Origin of the sequence: Salinivibrio sp. IB643 (genome assembly GCF_001996105.1) — a bacterium.
Classification (GTDB): domain Bacteria; phylum Pseudomonadota; class Gammaproteobacteria; order Enterobacterales; family Vibrionaceae; genus Salinivibrio; species Salinivibrio costicola.
Genome location: NZ_MUFF01000001.1, coordinates 175,640 through 189,032 on the forward strand (window position 1 = coordinate 175,640; position 13,393 = coordinate 189,032).

The window sequence follows — 13,393 nt, forward strand, 5'->3', positions numbered from 1 at the left end:
GAATCAAAGCCGCTATTTTAACGGACTGAGTGTAAAAGGAGAGCCCATGCGACTATTTTTCGCATTAGGTTTGGACGAGAAAACCAATCAAGCCGCTCGGGAGCAACTTGTTCGCTACCACCATCATCTTTGTGGTGAGGGGCGCGCGGTGCCCGATCAGAACTTACATCTCACCTTGGCGTTTTTGGGTGAGGTCCCTGATACCAAGCTCCCTGCGCTCCAAGCCGCGGCAAGCAACCTGGCTCTGCCTGCGTTTTCTCTCACTACCTCAGGTGTTGAAGTATGGGAGCAGCCGAAAATTGCGTGTGTGACGTTCAACCAACCCCCGCCGGAATTGTTTGATCTAGCCCATCACTTACAAACCTTGCCTGTTTGGCACGCTAACGCGGACAGTCATGCGTTTACTCCGCATATTACCTTGCGTCGTGGCGTTAAGCATCAACAAGCCTTACACCTGCCACCTTTGCCAACACAGACATTTGCCTGTCAACGCTTTGGCTTATATGCTTCGTCTTCTTCCGCGTCGGATGAATCGATACCGCGAGACAATGAGGGGCGGGCGTTATACCAATGCCTGCATCAATTCAGCCTTTGTTAATCATCAGCAGGAACGGCAGATGCAGTTTTCCCCACCACTAGCGTCGGCAACCTTAGTGCGTCGTTATAAACGGTTTTTGACCGATGTGACCTTAGACAATGGTGATCGCCTGACCATCCATTGTGCCAATACTGGCGCGATGACCGGGTGTGCAACGCCCGGAGATACTGTGTGGTACTCGACGTCAAACAACCCGAAGCGTAAGTATCCACACAGTTGGGAGCTCAATCATACTCAGCAGGGAGATTGGATTTGCGTGAACACCACGCGTGCCAATACCTTGGCCGTTGAAGCAGTGCAAGCTGACCGTATTCCTGAACTAGCCGGTTATGCACAATTACAGACAGAAGTACGCTATGGCAGCGAAAATAGCCGTATTGATTTGCTGTTACGTGACGATGACAAATCCGACTGCTATATAGAAGTGAAAAGTGTCACTTTATTAGAGCGTGATGGTTGGGGCGCATTCCCTGATGCTGTCTCGACGCGGGGACAGAAACACCTCCGTGAGCTGATTGCGATGGTCGAACAAGGACATCGCGCGGTTTTATTGTTTGTTGTTTTGCACTCGGGGATTGAAAAAGTCACAGGTGCCCCCCATATCGACCCGGATTATAACCAGCTGCTCAATCATGCTCTGGCGTCGGGGGTTGAAGTCATTTGCTATCAATCTCAGGTGTCAGCGAGTGAGCTAAATCTGGTTAATTCCGTACCTTTTGTTGCTCACACAACAAAAGTGTAAGCATGTTCACATTGGGCGTTGTGGGGCGTAAATCAAAGATTGCCACCCTAAAGGCTTTCTGCTATAGATAGCGCCCTCATTTGACAGACACGTGTCATGTCAAGGTTTTTTAGGAGAAGCTGAATGCCAGAAAGCAAAGAAAAGAAATCGCTGGGCATCCTGGCCTTAGCTGGATTAAAGCCATACCAGGAGAAACCTGGAGAGGAATATATGGGCGAGCCACAGCTCGAGCATTTCCGTAAAATCCTCAATGCATGGCGCAATCAGCTCAGGGAAGAAGTCGACCGCACCATGAATCATATGAAAGATGAGGCGGCAAATTTCCCCGATCCTGTCGATCGTGCAGCGCAGGAAGAGGAGTTTAACCTAGAGTTACGTAACCGAGATCGTGAGCGTAAGCTGATCAAGAAAATTGATAAAACACGCCAGCGTATCGAAGACGATGATTTTGGCTTTTGCGACTCATGTGGCATCGAGATTGGCGTTCGTCGCTTAGAAGCGCGTCCAACCGCCGAGCTATGTATTGATTGTAAAACACTCGCTGAGCTGAAAGAAAAGCAAATGGCGGGATAATCATCACTGAGGGAGTCGCGCGCAAAATATCGCGGGCGGCTATCATCCCACAAAATAGTAGTCACCCCATAAAATAAAAGGGAGCTTCGGCTCCCTTTTTGTGTTTTTAGACGCTTGTGTTCATGTAAGATCCCCGTACAATTTGCGCTATTCACTGTCCACCCTTAGCGCTGAGATCCGAGTTCATTCGTTTATTATGACATCGCACGCTGCTTATATCGGTCGTTTTGCGCCGTCGCCATCAGGCCCTTTACACTTTGGCTCATTGGTGGCTGCGCTGGGCTCTTATTTAGATGCTCGCGCCCATCATGGCCGATGGCTGGTACGGATTGAAGATATCGATCCGCCACGAGAAAAACCGGGCGCGGCCAGTGATATCCTGCGCACGCTTGAGGCGTACGGCCTACATTGGGATGGTCCGGTTCGTTATCAAAGCCAGCATCTAGGCGATTATCAGGCGCAAATTGATGCTTGGCTAGCGTCAGGACGCGCGTATTATTGCACGTGTACACGGCGTCAAATTAAACAGGCTGGTGGCGTCTATCCAGGTTGGTGCCGAGATAAAAACAAAGCGGCTGAACACGCTGCGGTGAGGCTAAAAAGTCCGGTTGAAGTGTTAGCGTTTAACGATCGACTGCATGGTTCACTGCCTCTTGATCAGCAATTGGCTAACGAAGATTTTATCATTAAGCGCCGGGATGGGCTCTATGCGTATAATCTTGCCGTCGTGTTAGACGATATAGACCAAGGGGTCACAGACATTGTCCGAGGGGCGGATTTAATTATCCCAACGGGACGCCATATTGGATTATATCGTCTGTTAGGCGCGCGACTGCCGCACTATTTGCACCTCCCGTTGGCATTAAATGCGGAGGGGCAAAAACTATCGAAACAAAATCGTGCGCCAGCTATTGATAATCAAGCCCCGCTGCCCGCCTTACGTGCAGCGATGCGGTTTCTTGGTTTACACGCAGTCGCCGAGGAAAAGGTGGCAACGCCTACTGAATTACTGAATCTTGCGGTCAATACGTGGTCGTTGACGCACTTACCCAAACAAACGGAAGTGACGACAGCATTCTAAAATGGCCCACCCTGATATATTATATGCCGCTGTTTCATGGCCCGAACAATCAAATATGAGGTGAGCTATCTTTAATCGAGTGACCAGCTTTTGCCGTAAGGTTCTGAATCGTGATGGTAAAACACGAGCAATTGAGGATCTTAAGTTGGAAGTTATCCCCCGCAAAGCACACGGCATTTCGCGCAAAGGTATCAGCGAAAATGCGCTGAAAGTGCTCTATCGCCTGCATAAAGCGGGCTATGAAGCGTACCTCGTTGGCGGAGGGGTGCGCGATCTGCTGTTGGATCGCGAACCCAAAGACTTTGATATCGCCACCAATGCCACACCGGATGAGGTGCGAAAGTTATTCCGTAATTGTCGTCTGATTGGCCGCCGTTTTCGCCTTGCCCATATCTTGTTTGGACGAGATGTGATTGAAGTGGCAACTTTTCGAGGTCATCACGGCAAAAGCGAGCCAGACAAAAAAGACAAGCAAACAGCACGTTCTGAAGACGGTATGCTGCTGCGCGATAATGTCTACGGCACCATTGATGAAGATGCGCAGCGCCGCGACTTCACCATTAATGGACTGTATTACAACATTGCTGACTTCTCCATTCGTGATTATGCCGGTGGACTTGACGATCTAAACAATCGCGTTGTTCGCCTGATCGGGGACCCAGAAACGCGCTATCGAGAAGATCCGGTACGTATGCTTCGAGCCGTGCGTTTTGCGGTGAAGCTGGACATGACCATTAATGATGCAACCGCGGCACCGATGGTTGAGTTGGCGCCCTTATTACAAGACATTCCCGCAGCACGTATGTTTGAAGAAAGCTTAAAGCTGCTGCAAGCGGGGCAGGGGCTTGCAACCTACCAAATGCTGCGTGAGTATAACTTATTTCAGCAGCTTTTCCCTGCGGTCGCGGCCCACTTTACTGAAGCGCAAACCAGTCAAACTGAACAAATGCTTGAGCAGGTGTTACGTTCAACGGATAAACGCGTTGCTAACGATCAGCGCATCAATCCCGCCTTCTTATTTGCGGCGATGCTTTGGTATCCCTTGGTGACACGTGCTGAAGAAATGGCGTTTGAAAGTGGTTTAAGTTACTACGATGCCTTTATGGTAGCGGCGAGTGATATTGTTGACGAACAAGTAAAAACCGTTGCCATCCCTCGCCGTTTTACCGCGATGGTGCGAGAAGTCTGGCAATTACAAATGCGCATGACCCGTCGTACGGGAGCGCGCGCATTCAAAACGTTGGAAGAGAAAAAATTCCGCGCGGCGTTTGATTTGCTAGAAATGCGCGGTGCGGTAGAAGGTGATGACACGGAAGCATTGTGTGCGTGGTGGCGAGACTTTCAACGCGCCGATCAGGGTGGGCGTCAAAAAATGGTGCGTGCGATCAACAAGGTTAGCAACACGCGCTCTCCTAAATCACGCCGTCGTAAAGGGCCGCCGCGTCGGCGCAAGCCGCAGTCGAACTCAGACGCATGAACCGAGTGTATATAGCGATTGGCAGCAACCTAGGTGAGCCGATAAAAAAAGCACAACAGGCGATTGCGGCACTAAAAACACTGCCGCAAAGCTCTTGGGTGGCCGTGTCTTCTCTTTATACCAGTCGGCCAATGGGGCCAGCGGATCAGCCTGATTATGTCAATGCAGTGGCTGCGCTGGACACCTACCTTGACCCTCTGACACTATTGGATGCCACGCAAGCGATTGAGCTTGATTATGGCAGGGAACGCAAAGCAGAACGTTGGGGCCCAAGAACCTTAGATCTCGATATTTTGCTTTATGGTGACCGTGTTATCGAGCACCCACGACTGACGGTGCCACACTACGGCATGAAAGTACGTGAGTTCGTGCTTTATCCACTTGCCGACATCGCCCCCGACTTGTGCTTGCCGGATGGCAGTACGCTCGCCGCGTGCCTGACGCGCGTGGATCGTAACGGTTTAACCCGTATCTGCGATCACGCTTAATCGGTGGGCCCCAGTTTCAGGCTTTGGGAGACACAATGAAAAAAATCACAATTACTGATCTGATCACATGGAAGCAACAAGGACAAAAGTTTGCATCCCTTACCGCCTATGATGCGAGCTTTGCTCAGCTGTTTGAGCAACAGGATGTCCCTGTTTTGCTGGTGGGCGACTCTTTAGGTATGGTGCTGCAAGGGAAAAGCGATACCTTATCCGTATCCGTTGCCGATTTGGCCTATCATACGCGTTGCGTGCGTGCAGGCAGCCCGAATAGCTTGTTAATGGCAGATATGCCATTTATGAGCTGTACAACCCCCGAGCAGGCGTGTACGAATGCCGCTGAATTGATGAAAGCGGGCGCCAACATGGTCAAAATTGAGGGCGGTGCCTGGTTAGCACCAACCGTAAAAATGTTGACTGAGCGTGCGGTGCCGGTTTGCGCGCACCTGGGCCTGACACCGCAATCGGTGAATATCTTCGGCGGCTTTCGCGTGCAAGGGCGTGACGATGAAAAAGCCGAACAGATGGTGGCCGACGCCGTTGCACTAGAGCAGGCAGGTGCACAAATCATCCTACTTGAATGCGTGCCAGCGTCACTCGCCAAGCGGATTACCGACACCGTCTCGGTACCTGTCATCGGTATTGGGGCCGGCAGTGACACCGATGGTCAGATTTTGGTCATGCACGATATGCTTGGCGTATCGGCTAACTATATGCCCAAATTCTCGAAAAACTATTTGGCAGAAACAGGTGATGCCCGCGAAGCGGTGGCCAAGTACGTGCAAGAAGTGGCGAGCGGCGAATTTCCCGGTCCCGCCCACACGTTTAAATAGAGAGACCGAGTATGCAGATAATTTCTGAGGTTGCGCCACTGCGCGATCACGTCGGCCAGTGGCAAAAAGCGGCCAAGCGTATTGCGTTTGTGCCCACCATGGGAAACTTACATCAAGGCCACTTAACCTTAGTCCGCAAAGCCCGAGAGCAGGGAGATGTGGTGGTGGTTAGTATATTTGTTAATCCCATGCAATTTGATCGCGCTGACGATTTGGCTAACTATCCGCGCACCTTGGATGATGACTTAACCAAGTTGCGTGAAGAAGGCGTCGATCTTGTCTTTACGCCAAGCGTTGATACCCTCTATCCTCACGGCCTTGAGGCACATACAGCGGTTGAGGTACCAAAACTCTCATCCATGCTAGAGGGCGCATCTCGTCCGGGCCATTTTCGTGGTGTCGCGACCGTGGTGACTAAGCTATTCAACCTCGTGCAGCCTAATGTAGCGTGTTTTGGGGAAAAAGATTTCCAGCAGCTTGCTGTCATCCGCAAAATGGTGACAGATATGGCGATGCCGATTGATATTATTGGTGTGCCAACCGTGCGTGAAAGCGATGGTGTAGCCATGAGCTCTCGCAATAACAATTTAACCGTGGATGAGCGCCAGCGTGCCCCTGTGCTCGCAAAAACGATGCGTTGGATGAGTGCGCAAATGCGTAATGGACGGCGTGATCTGGATGATCTGATTGAGGATGCGCACGATCAGCTGCGTGCTGCGGGTCTTCAGCCCGACGAGTTCTACATCCGCGATGCTGACTCGCTAGGAACGATCACTGATAATAGCCGCCAAGCGGTTATTTTGGTGGCCGCCTACCTCGGTACCACACGCTTGATTGATAACTTTATGGTCGATTTACAGCGTGCGGCGGAAAAAGCGGACAAGACAGAGACCGCGAACCACTAACTGTCTGCATCCATAAAGTACGAAATACGTGTCCTTGGTTTTAAGTACGCTTTCACCTCCTCTGGGAGTTTAGAGATAGGCACGGCTGTGTCTATCTCTAGTTCACTATCACGCATGTCAATAATGGTCGCTTGATCCGACGGAATGTCGGGATCATAAATCATCACATTGGGTTTGAGCAGTGCGGTGCTGTTAACTGAAATAATAATACCGACGTCCTCATTAGAGAGCTTGACTACTGTACCGGACGGGTAGACGCCCATCATCTTGACGAATAACGCTAGCAGACGCGGATTAAACTTTGCTTTATTCTCTTTAAACAAGTGAGACAAAGCCGCAAAGGGCATGCGAGCGGGCGCACCAAACTGTGGGCGGCATAAGCGATCGAAAAAGTTAACCATGCCAACAATCTGCGCAGACTCCTCAATCTCATCACCATTCAGACCTTTTGGAAACCCACTGCCATCGGCAAATTCATGATGTTGAGCAATGATAGCCTCGACTTCGGGCGTGCATTCGTCCATGTCTGCTACTAATTCCGCGCCATAGTTCACGTGCTGACGGTAGTCGTTCATTTCAGGGTCGGTTAAACGCTCTTTTTTACGGACAATCGCAGAGGGGACTTTTTGGTCCCAATGTCATGCAATATCGCGCCTGTCATGAGGGAGCGAATCTGATCGTTGTTATAGCCATGACTGCGTGCCACCATTAAAGCTAAGACGACAACGTTTAGCGAGTGCGCATACATATCTTCCGCCAATGTCGGATCATCCATCAGATGCAAGGTGACATTCGATTCACTGCCAAATAGCAATCATACTATCAACCAGCATACGAACATCCTCGTTGGCTGCCTGAGGGCGGTTTGAGGCTTTCATATTGATAGCACGTAGTTGTGCCATTGAACGCTGATAGTGTTTCTGTACTTTTTGGATCCGAGCATGAAAGCGACGCTGTTCTTCTATGCGCTGTTGTTTTTCTCGCTCCATTGCCTCTTTGTCTCGGCTGACCGCGTTTGGGTCAATTTCATCTGGATTTTCTTTTTTTTCTGCCAGCGCAGGCAAGGGCACGGCGGTACTTTTATCTGGATAGTAATAAACAAAGCTCGTGGGTAGAGAGCGTATCAGCTTAGCTTGGGCGTCACTCTCGATTTGAAAGCGGTTGAGTATAAAAGGGTGCTCACGCCATTTTAAGGGGAGTTTGATATAAAGACCGGCTTGAAGTCTGTCTGTAGACAGTTTGATGCTAGCTGACATGTGGATACGGCACTCATTCCATGAGATGAGAAATCATGAGAAGAAAGAATTAGCAGATAGATGATCATAAAAAATGCCCCACTCGAGAGAGTAGGGCTATTTCTAATATGGTGCCCGGAGGCGGAATAGATCGCGGCCTGCAAGGTGCGGCCTGCAAGGTCACCGGCACGGGTGTCGGTGCACGCATAAAAAAGCCCCACTCCAGAGAGTAGGGCTATTTCTAATATGGTGCCCGGAGGCGGAATCGAACCACCGACACGGGGATTTTCAATCCCCTGCTCTACCGACTGAGCTATCCGGGCGTTTTACATGTTATAACATGAAAACTTCAAAAAAGCGCTAGCCTTCGGACTAGCGCTTTCTTTAAAAGTGGCTCCCCCAACTGGACTCGAACCAGTGACATACGGATTAACAGTCCGCCGTTCTACCAACTGAACTATGGGGGAATAATGGTGCCTCGAGGCGGAATCGAACCACCGACACGGGGATTTTCAATCCCCTGCTCTACCAACTGAGCTATCGAGGCAATGGTGCCGGCTGCCGGAGTCGAACTGGCGACCTACTGATTACAAGTCAGTTGCTCTACCAACTGAGCTAAGCCGGCACACAAATCGCGAAATACTGTGTGTCACACCATTATTTCATTATATGGTGCCCGGAGGCGGAATCGAACCACCGACACGGGGATTTTCAATCCCCTGCTCTACCGACTGAGCTATCCGGGCTAACGGGGCGCTATTAAACGGATTTTCGGTCTCACCGTCAACTGTTTTTTTGAAAAAAGTCCGGATATCGCATTGTTTGGATAAAAAGACAGCGAAGTGCGATAAAAACACGCAAAAATTCGACCCTTATCGCGGTTTACTGGGGAAGTTGCGCGAAGTCTTTTTGATAGCGTGTGACCTTTTGTAAGTAGCGTCTTGACTCCGAAGAGGGGTGGCGATGGGTTAGCGCCCAGTAGACTTGGTTAGGTTTTAAACGGTTCAGGTCTTGCATTGCACGCTCGCGGTTATTATCAAAGGTCAGTAGCACATTACCGGTGCCGCCGTTATAAGCGGAAATCATACTGTAGTGCAAAGAAAGTGGGTCTCGCACCGCTTTGAGATAGCGATTTTTGAGAATATAGAAATAGGCGGTTCCCATATCAATGTTCTTTTCTGGATCAAAAAGGTACTCAGGTGTGGGCTGGCCACGACGTTTTTTTACCAGTTTGAATACATCGCGTCCCGCCGTTTTCGGGACCACTTGCATCAATCCATAGGCGTTGGCCCAGCTCACAGCATACGGGTTAAAGCTACTCTCGGTTTTAATAATGGCATAAATCAGCTTTTCAGAGATGCCATAACGTTCAGAGGCACGACGGACAATATCCGCATATTGATAGCTGCGTTGTGCGGCGTGATCCGTCACCATAGGAATAGTGACAAAATACATGTTTTGAAAACGGACCTGTTTTTTCTTTAGCCGCCGGTCAATAAGATAGTCAGCAAAGCGATTGGCGCGCCATTGCCAGGTGATGGCTTTACCTTCGTGATCAACCACTTGCCCTTCGAGAAATGGGCGTCCCGTCAGCGGAACTTTTGCTGCAGAGTAAAGATCCACAGAAGCAGGATCGCGCGGGGTTAATAGGGTGGTGACAATGGCTTGTCTGAGGTGATCTTTCGGATCGTCAGTTGCGACGGTTTCCACTTGGATCACACCGCGTTCAAAGTCGATTCGTGCGCGACTTTTGTAATTATCCGTGTATTTGACGTAGTCACGTTTTCCGGAAACAAAGACTTGATCTTCGCCCCAGCGGACTTCGATTTTGCCAGTAAATTGGCTGATAAGCTGATTCAGGGCGTCGATATCTTTTTCGAATTGCCCTGGAATAGGCGCTAGATTTTTCGCAAACCGGTTAGTCGTTTGGTAATCCACGCCCACATATTTTTCGACACTCTCTCGGCTGCAGCCGGAGAGCAACGCGCCATAACAGCACACTAACAAACAGAGTATTCGCGTCATTTTTGATTGTATTAGGATAAAAAAACACCCGCATTGAGCGTAACACAATGCGGGTGCGTTGCTGTGGTCAAGCCGCCTAGCTGTGGGCGACACCACGGAATTTACGCTTCGGGTGGCACATAGCCATCGATTTGCACGTCTTTTCCTTCAAACAAAAAGTTGACCATTTCTTGTTCAATGATCTTACGATGTTCAGGATCCATCATATTGAGCTTCTTTTCATTGATAAGCATGGTTTGCTTCTTTTGCCATTCCGCCCAGGCTTCTTTGCAAATATTGTCATAAATGCGTTTGCCCAACTCTCCCGGGTAGAGTTGAAAATCGAGTCCATCGGCTTCTTTTTGGAGACGTTGGCAAAATACGGTACGGCTCATAATCTAGGCTCCTTGTCATCGCCGGTTAGAGATTGTTGGCGCTCATGTTCAAGCAAGGTTAACAGCTTTTTCACTGGGGCCGCTAATCCTACTTTTGCAGGTTGTGATAAGTTATACCAAAGCCCTTGGTTGGCTTCCATGATRATTTGCGGTCGCTCAGCCACCGAGACTTTAATCGGTACAATATCTAAGTGAAAGTGACTGAAGGTATGTCTAAACGCGGTTAAGACCTCAGTTTTGACCGGTTTGATATTATGTAGCTTATCGGCAATATCGGCCTCTAGCGTGTGCTCAGCCGCTTCAGGCAAGCACCATAACCCGCCCCAAAGGCCGCTTGGTGGTCGTTGCTCTAACCAGATTTCATCCTGATACTGGATCAGCAAAAAACTGGTTTGTTTGACCGGTAAGGTTTTTTTCGGTTTTTTGCCAGGAAAATCCATTTGCCGACCTTGTGCGCGTGCCTCACAGCGGTCGGCAACAGGGCAAAGCTCACACTTAGGCTTGCTTCGCGTACAAACCATCGCGCCCATATCCATCATGGCTTGGTTGTACTTGTCGGTATCTGTGGTGGGCGTGAGTGTCTCGGCGATTTGCCAAAGTGAGTTTTCGACCGGTTTTTTACCCGGCCAACCTTCGACGGCAAAACAGCGCGCTAAGGTGCGTTTGACGTTGCCGTCTAAAATGGGGTGCGGTTGACTGAGCGACAAAGATAGTACCGCGCCGGCGGTTGAGCGGCCGACACCTGGGAGCGCCATGACCTCATCGAGCGTGGTGGGAAACACGCCATCATGGTGGTTGGCAATCACTTGTGCCGCTTTGTGAAGGTTGCGGGCACGGGCGTAATATCCTAACCCCGTCCATAAATGAAGCACTTCATCCTGATCGGCATTCGCTAAGTCGATAACGGTCGGAAACCGTGCCATAAACCGTTCAAAATAAGGGATTACTGTGCTTACTTGGGTCTGTTGCAGCATAATCTCACTGAGCCAGACTTTATATGGCGTTTTGTTTTGCTGCCAAGGTAAGGTTTTACGGCCATATTGCTCATACCAGTTTAAGATGGCATCGGAAAATGATTGACTCACTGTGTTCTCTCTTATTGTTTTGCTCACACGTGCACAAAGGCAGGCCACAGGGTACACTAACGGCAGGGCGTACTAATAGGATCAGCGCGTCCACCTTGCGCTATCGCAAAAACTTTGCATAATGCGCAGTCCGTTTAGATTTCCAACAATCGATGGTGACGGCTACCGGCACCATTACTACTGCATCACAGGCACCCAATCATGACTGAAGTCACTAAAACCGAACTCACCGAGGATGGCAAAGTTATTCGTAAAGTACGCAGTTTTGTGCGTCGCGAAGGCCGTTTAACGAAAGGGCAAGAGCAAGCGCTAAACGAATCCTGGCCTACCATGGGGATTGACTTTGACGCCACCGAGCTTGATTGGCAGCAGGTGTTTGGTAATGATAATCCTGTGGTGTTAGAAATCGGTTTTGGCATGGGCGCCTCTTTGGTTGAAATGGCCAAAAATGCCCCTGAGAAGAACTTTGTGGGTATTGAAGTGCATACCCCTGGTGTGGGCGCCTGTTTAATGGCAGCGCGTGAAGCCGGTGTTACCAATCTGCGTGTGATGTGCCACGATGCGGTCGAAGTGTTTGAGCAAATGTTGCCGAAAGAAAGTTTGGACACGGTGCAACTTTTCTTCCCTGACCCATGGCATAAAAAACGTCACCACAAACGCCGTATTGTGCAGTTACCGTTCGCTGAAATGGTAAGAGACAAGCTAAAAATGGGTGGCGTATTCCACATGGCGACGGACTGGGAAAACTATGCTGAGCACATGATCGAAGTGATGGAAGTGGCGCCTCACTATCAAAATATCGCAAAAGAGGGCTATTATGTTCCTCGTCCTGAAGAGCGCCCGCTGACTAAATTTGAGCAGCGCGGTCAGCGCCTGGGTCATGGTGTATGGGATATCAAATACACACGCACAGCCTAATGTGCTAAGGCGCGACGGCGCAGATAAGTGAAAGCGGAAAGCCAACCTCAGGTTGGCTTTTTTGTCCCCTGTTGTAAAAGGATCCTGTTGGTGAAACCAAGCTCTCAACTGTTAGCGCAAATCCTGGAGGATGTCCGTCCTTTAATGGGGCGCGGTAAGGTGGCTGATTACATTCCAGCCCTTGCAGATGTGCCGAATCATAAACTCGGTATTGCGGTTTGCTACAACGATGGCGACCTGATCACCGCCGGTGACGCGGAAGAAGCCTTTTCTATCCAGTCGATTTCTAAAGCGTTAAGCCTGACATTGGCAATGCAAAATTATCGCGCGGAAGAAATATGGACACGGGTTGGTAAAGAGCCCTCTGGTCAGGCTTTTAATTCATTAATCCAGCTTGAGATGGAGCAGGGGATCCCGCGTAATCCGTTTATCAACGCTGGCGCCTTAGTCGTCAGTGATATGCTGCATACGCGTCAATCAGCCCCTCGCCAGCGGATGTTAGAGTTTGTGCGTCAGTTAGCGGGTAACCCCCATCTTTGTTATGACAAGGTGGTTGCGGATTCAGAAATGCAGCATAGTGATCGCAATGCGGCAATTGCTTATCTGATGCGCGCGTTTGGCAATTTTGACAATGAGGTGGTGCCGGTTTTAACTAATTATTTCCACTATTGTGCATTAGAAATGAGTTGTGTGGATTTGGCCAAAGCCTTTTTCTACCTGGCGAATCAAGGAACGCCTTTATCGGGAAAAACGCGGATTTTAACGCCGACGCAAAGCAAGCAAATGAATGCGCTCTTAGCGACATGTGGCTTGTATGATGGTGCGGGTGAGTTTGCCTACCGTGTCGGTATGCCTGGCAAGTCTGGCGTTGGCGGTGGGATTATTGCAATTGTGCCAGGCGAAATGTCGATTGCCGTGTGGTCGCCAGAACTGGATCCATCGGGTAACTCGTTAGCAGGCACCGCCGCTTTAGAGCTGTTATCTGCTCGGATTGGGCGGTCTATTTTCTGATCCTAGCCCCGATACCGGTGAATAAAAAGCCCCGCATGCACGATGAGCGGG

16 protein-coding genes and 5 tRNA genes are annotated in these 13,393 nt (G+C 50.0%); 10 read left to right on the top strand and 11 right to left on the bottom strand.

Annotated elements, in window-relative coordinates:
- Nucleotides 1–46: 46 nt before the first annotated feature.
- The 8 genes from thpR to panC all read left to right on the top strand — a co-directional run bounded on the left by thpR (nucleotide 47) and on the right by panC (nucleotide 6,694).
- Nucleotides 47–598 (top strand): RNA 2',3'-cyclic phosphodiesterase, encoded by a 552-nt coding sequence (gene thpR / locus BZG77_RS00800; RefSeq protein ID WP_077645813.1) that lies wholly within the window; start codon nucleotides 47–49, stop codon nucleotides 596–598.
- Nucleotides 599–617: 19 nt separating this feature from the next.
- Nucleotides 618–1,340: a DNA/RNA nuclease SfsA gene (sfsA, locus tag BZG77_RS00805; RefSeq protein ID WP_077645814.1), complete on the top strand. Its 723-nt coding sequence runs from the start codon at nucleotides 618–620 to the stop codon at nucleotides 1,338–1,340.
- 123 nt (nucleotides 1,341–1,463) lie between these two features.
- Nucleotides 1,464–1,913 carry an RNA polymerase-binding protein DksA gene (gene dksA, locus BZG77_RS00810; protein ID WP_077645815.1) on the top strand — a complete coding sequence of 150 codons (450 nt, stop codon included), beginning with the start codon at nucleotides 1,464–1,466 and terminating at the stop codon, nucleotides 1,911–1,913.
- A 196-nt stretch (nucleotides 1,914–2,109) separates the two neighbouring features.
- On the top strand, nucleotides 2,110–2,994 hold the full coding sequence (gene gluQRS / locus BZG77_RS00815) for a tRNA glutamyl-Q(34) synthetase GluQRS (protein WP_077645816.1): 885 nt from the start codon (nucleotides 2,110–2,112) through the stop codon (nucleotides 2,992–2,994).
- A 79-nt stretch (nucleotides 2,995–3,073) separates the two neighbouring features.
- A complete protein-coding gene (gene pcnB, locus BZG77_RS00820) occupies nucleotides 3,074–4,471 on the top strand; it encodes a polynucleotide adenylyltransferase PcnB (protein WP_021024197.1) in 1,398 nt (465 codons plus the stop codon).
- The gene (folK, locus tag BZG77_RS00825) at nucleotides 4,468–4,959 is read left to right on the top strand and encodes a 2-amino-4-hydroxy-6-hydroxymethyldihydropteridine diphosphokinase (protein WP_077459828.1); all 492 of its coding nucleotides are present in this window, start codon (nucleotides 4,468–4,470) and stop codon (nucleotides 4,957–4,959) included. The genes pcnB and folK overlap by 4 nt, the downstream gene beginning before the upstream one ends.
- Before the next feature lie 35 nt (nucleotides 4,960–4,994).
- Nucleotides 4,995–5,789, top strand: coding sequence for a 3-methyl-2-oxobutanoate hydroxymethyltransferase (panB, locus tag BZG77_RS00830; RefSeq protein WP_021024199.1), 795 nt, complete (start codon nucleotides 4,995–4,997; stop codon nucleotides 5,787–5,789).
- Nucleotides 5,790–5,800: 11 nt separating this feature from the next.
- A complete protein-coding gene (gene panC, locus BZG77_RS00835; RefSeq protein ID WP_077645817.1) occupies nucleotides 5,801–6,694 on the top strand; it encodes a pantoate--beta-alanine ligase in 894 nt (297 codons plus the stop codon).
- Here panC and BZG77_RS00840 read toward each other — a convergent pair.
- The 11 genes from BZG77_RS00840 to mutY form a co-directional block, all read right to left on the bottom strand.
- Entirely contained in the window at nucleotides 6,691–7,305 is a 615-nt protein-coding gene (locus BZG77_RS00840; RefSeq protein ID WP_274532583.1) for an HD-GYP domain-containing protein, read from the bottom strand. The genes panC and BZG77_RS00840 overlap by 4 nt on opposite strands.
- Nucleotides 7,281–7,469, bottom strand: a complete 189-nt coding sequence (locus BZG77_RS15180) for an HD domain-containing protein (protein WP_443216228.1) — start codon at nucleotides 7,467–7,469, stop codon at nucleotides 7,281–7,283. Before BZG77_RS15180 ends, BZG77_RS00840 begins: the two co-directional genes overlap by 25 nt.
- 22 nt (nucleotides 7,470–7,491) lie before the next feature.
- Nucleotides 7,492–7,950, bottom strand: a complete 459-nt coding sequence (locus BZG77_RS00850; RefSeq protein ID WP_077645820.1) for a DUF3391 domain-containing protein — start codon at nucleotides 7,948–7,950, stop codon at nucleotides 7,492–7,494.
- Between the two features lie 226 nt (nucleotides 7,951–8,176).
- A tRNA-Phe gene (locus BZG77_RS00855) sits at nucleotides 8,177–8,252 on the bottom strand.
- 68 nt (nucleotides 8,253–8,320) lie between these two features.
- A tRNA-Asn gene (locus BZG77_RS00860) sits at nucleotides 8,321–8,396 on the bottom strand.
- Nucleotides 8,397–8,400: 4 nt separating this feature from the next.
- Nucleotides 8,401–8,476, bottom strand: a tRNA-Phe gene (locus tag BZG77_RS00865).
- Between the two features lie 2 nt (nucleotides 8,477–8,478).
- A tRNA-Thr gene (locus BZG77_RS00870) sits at nucleotides 8,479–8,554 on the bottom strand.
- 45 nt (nucleotides 8,555–8,599) lie between these two features.
- A tRNA-Phe gene (locus tag BZG77_RS00875) sits at nucleotides 8,600–8,675 on the bottom strand.
- A gap of 136 nt (nucleotides 8,676–8,811) precedes the next feature.
- A complete protein-coding gene (gene mltC, locus BZG77_RS00880; protein WP_028569759.1) occupies nucleotides 8,812–9,954 on the bottom strand; it encodes a membrane-bound lytic murein transglycosylase MltC in 1,143 nt (380 codons plus the stop codon).
- A 101-nt stretch (nucleotides 9,955–10,055) separates the two neighbouring features.
- A complete protein-coding gene (locus BZG77_RS00885; RefSeq protein WP_021024203.1) occupies nucleotides 10,056–10,328 on the bottom strand; it encodes an oxidative damage protection protein in 273 nt (90 codons plus the stop codon).
- Nucleotides 10,325–11,413 (bottom strand): A/G-specific adenine glycosylase, encoded by a 1,089-nt coding sequence (gene mutY, locus BZG77_RS00890; RefSeq protein WP_077645821.1) that lies wholly within the window; start codon nucleotides 11,411–11,413, stop codon nucleotides 10,325–10,327. The genes BZG77_RS00885 and mutY overlap by 4 nt, the downstream gene beginning before the upstream one ends.
- A gap of 201 nt (nucleotides 11,414–11,614) precedes the next feature.
- On the opposite strand from mutY, the gene trmB reads away from it, so the two are divergent.
- Nucleotides 11,615–12,331, top strand: a complete 717-nt coding sequence (gene trmB / locus BZG77_RS00895) for a tRNA (guanosine(46)-N7)-methyltransferase TrmB (protein ID WP_077645822.1) — start codon at nucleotides 11,615–11,617, stop codon at nucleotides 12,329–12,331.
- A 90-nt stretch (nucleotides 12,332–12,421) separates the two neighbouring features.
- Nucleotides 12,422–13,342, top strand: coding sequence for a glutaminase B (gene glsB, locus BZG77_RS00900; protein ID WP_077645823.1), 921 nt, complete (start codon nucleotides 12,422–12,424; stop codon nucleotides 13,340–13,342).
- Nucleotides 13,343–13,393: the final 51 nt, after the last annotated feature.

Coding starts and splice junctions, on each gene's coding strand:
- BZG77_RS00850 (WP_077645820.1), bottom strand. CDS start 7,950: ATGTCAGCTAGCATCAAACTGTCTACAGACAGACTTCAAGCCGGTCTT.
- gluQRS (WP_077645816.1), top strand. CDS start 2,110: ATGACATCGCACGCTGCTTATATCGGTCGTTTTGCGCCGTCGCCATCA.
- BZG77_RS15180 (WP_443216228.1), bottom strand. CDS start 7,469: ATGGATGATCCGACATTGGCGGAAGATATGTATGCGCACTCGCTAAAC.
- trmB (WP_077645822.1), top strand. CDS start 11,615: ATGACTGAAGTCACTAAAACCGAACTCACCGAGGATGGCAAAGTTATT.
- thpR (WP_077645813.1), top strand. CDS start 47: ATGCGACTATTTTTCGCATTAGGTTTGGACGAGAAAACCAATCAAGCC.
- folK (WP_077459828.1), top strand. CDS start 4,468: ATGAACCGAGTGTATATAGCGATTGGCAGCAACCTAGGTGAGCCGATA.
- mltC (WP_028569759.1), bottom strand. CDS start 9,954: ATGACGCGAATACTCTGTTTGTTAGTGTGCTGTTATGGCGCGTTGCTC.
- sfsA (WP_077645814.1), top strand. CDS start 618: ATGCAGTTTTCCCCACCACTAGCGTCGGCAACCTTAGTGCGTCGTTAT.
- panB (WP_021024199.1), top strand. CDS start 4,995: ATGAAAAAAATCACAATTACTGATCTGATCACATGGAAGCAACAAGGA.
- panC (WP_077645817.1), top strand. CDS start 5,801: ATGCAGATAATTTCTGAGGTTGCGCCACTGCGCGATCACGTCGGCCAG.
- dksA (WP_077645815.1), top strand. CDS start 1,464: ATGCCAGAAAGCAAAGAAAAGAAATCGCTGGGCATCCTGGCCTTAGCT.
- BZG77_RS00885 (WP_021024203.1), bottom strand. CDS start 10,328: ATGAGCCGTACCGTATTTTGCCAACGTCTCCAAAAAGAAGCCGATGGA.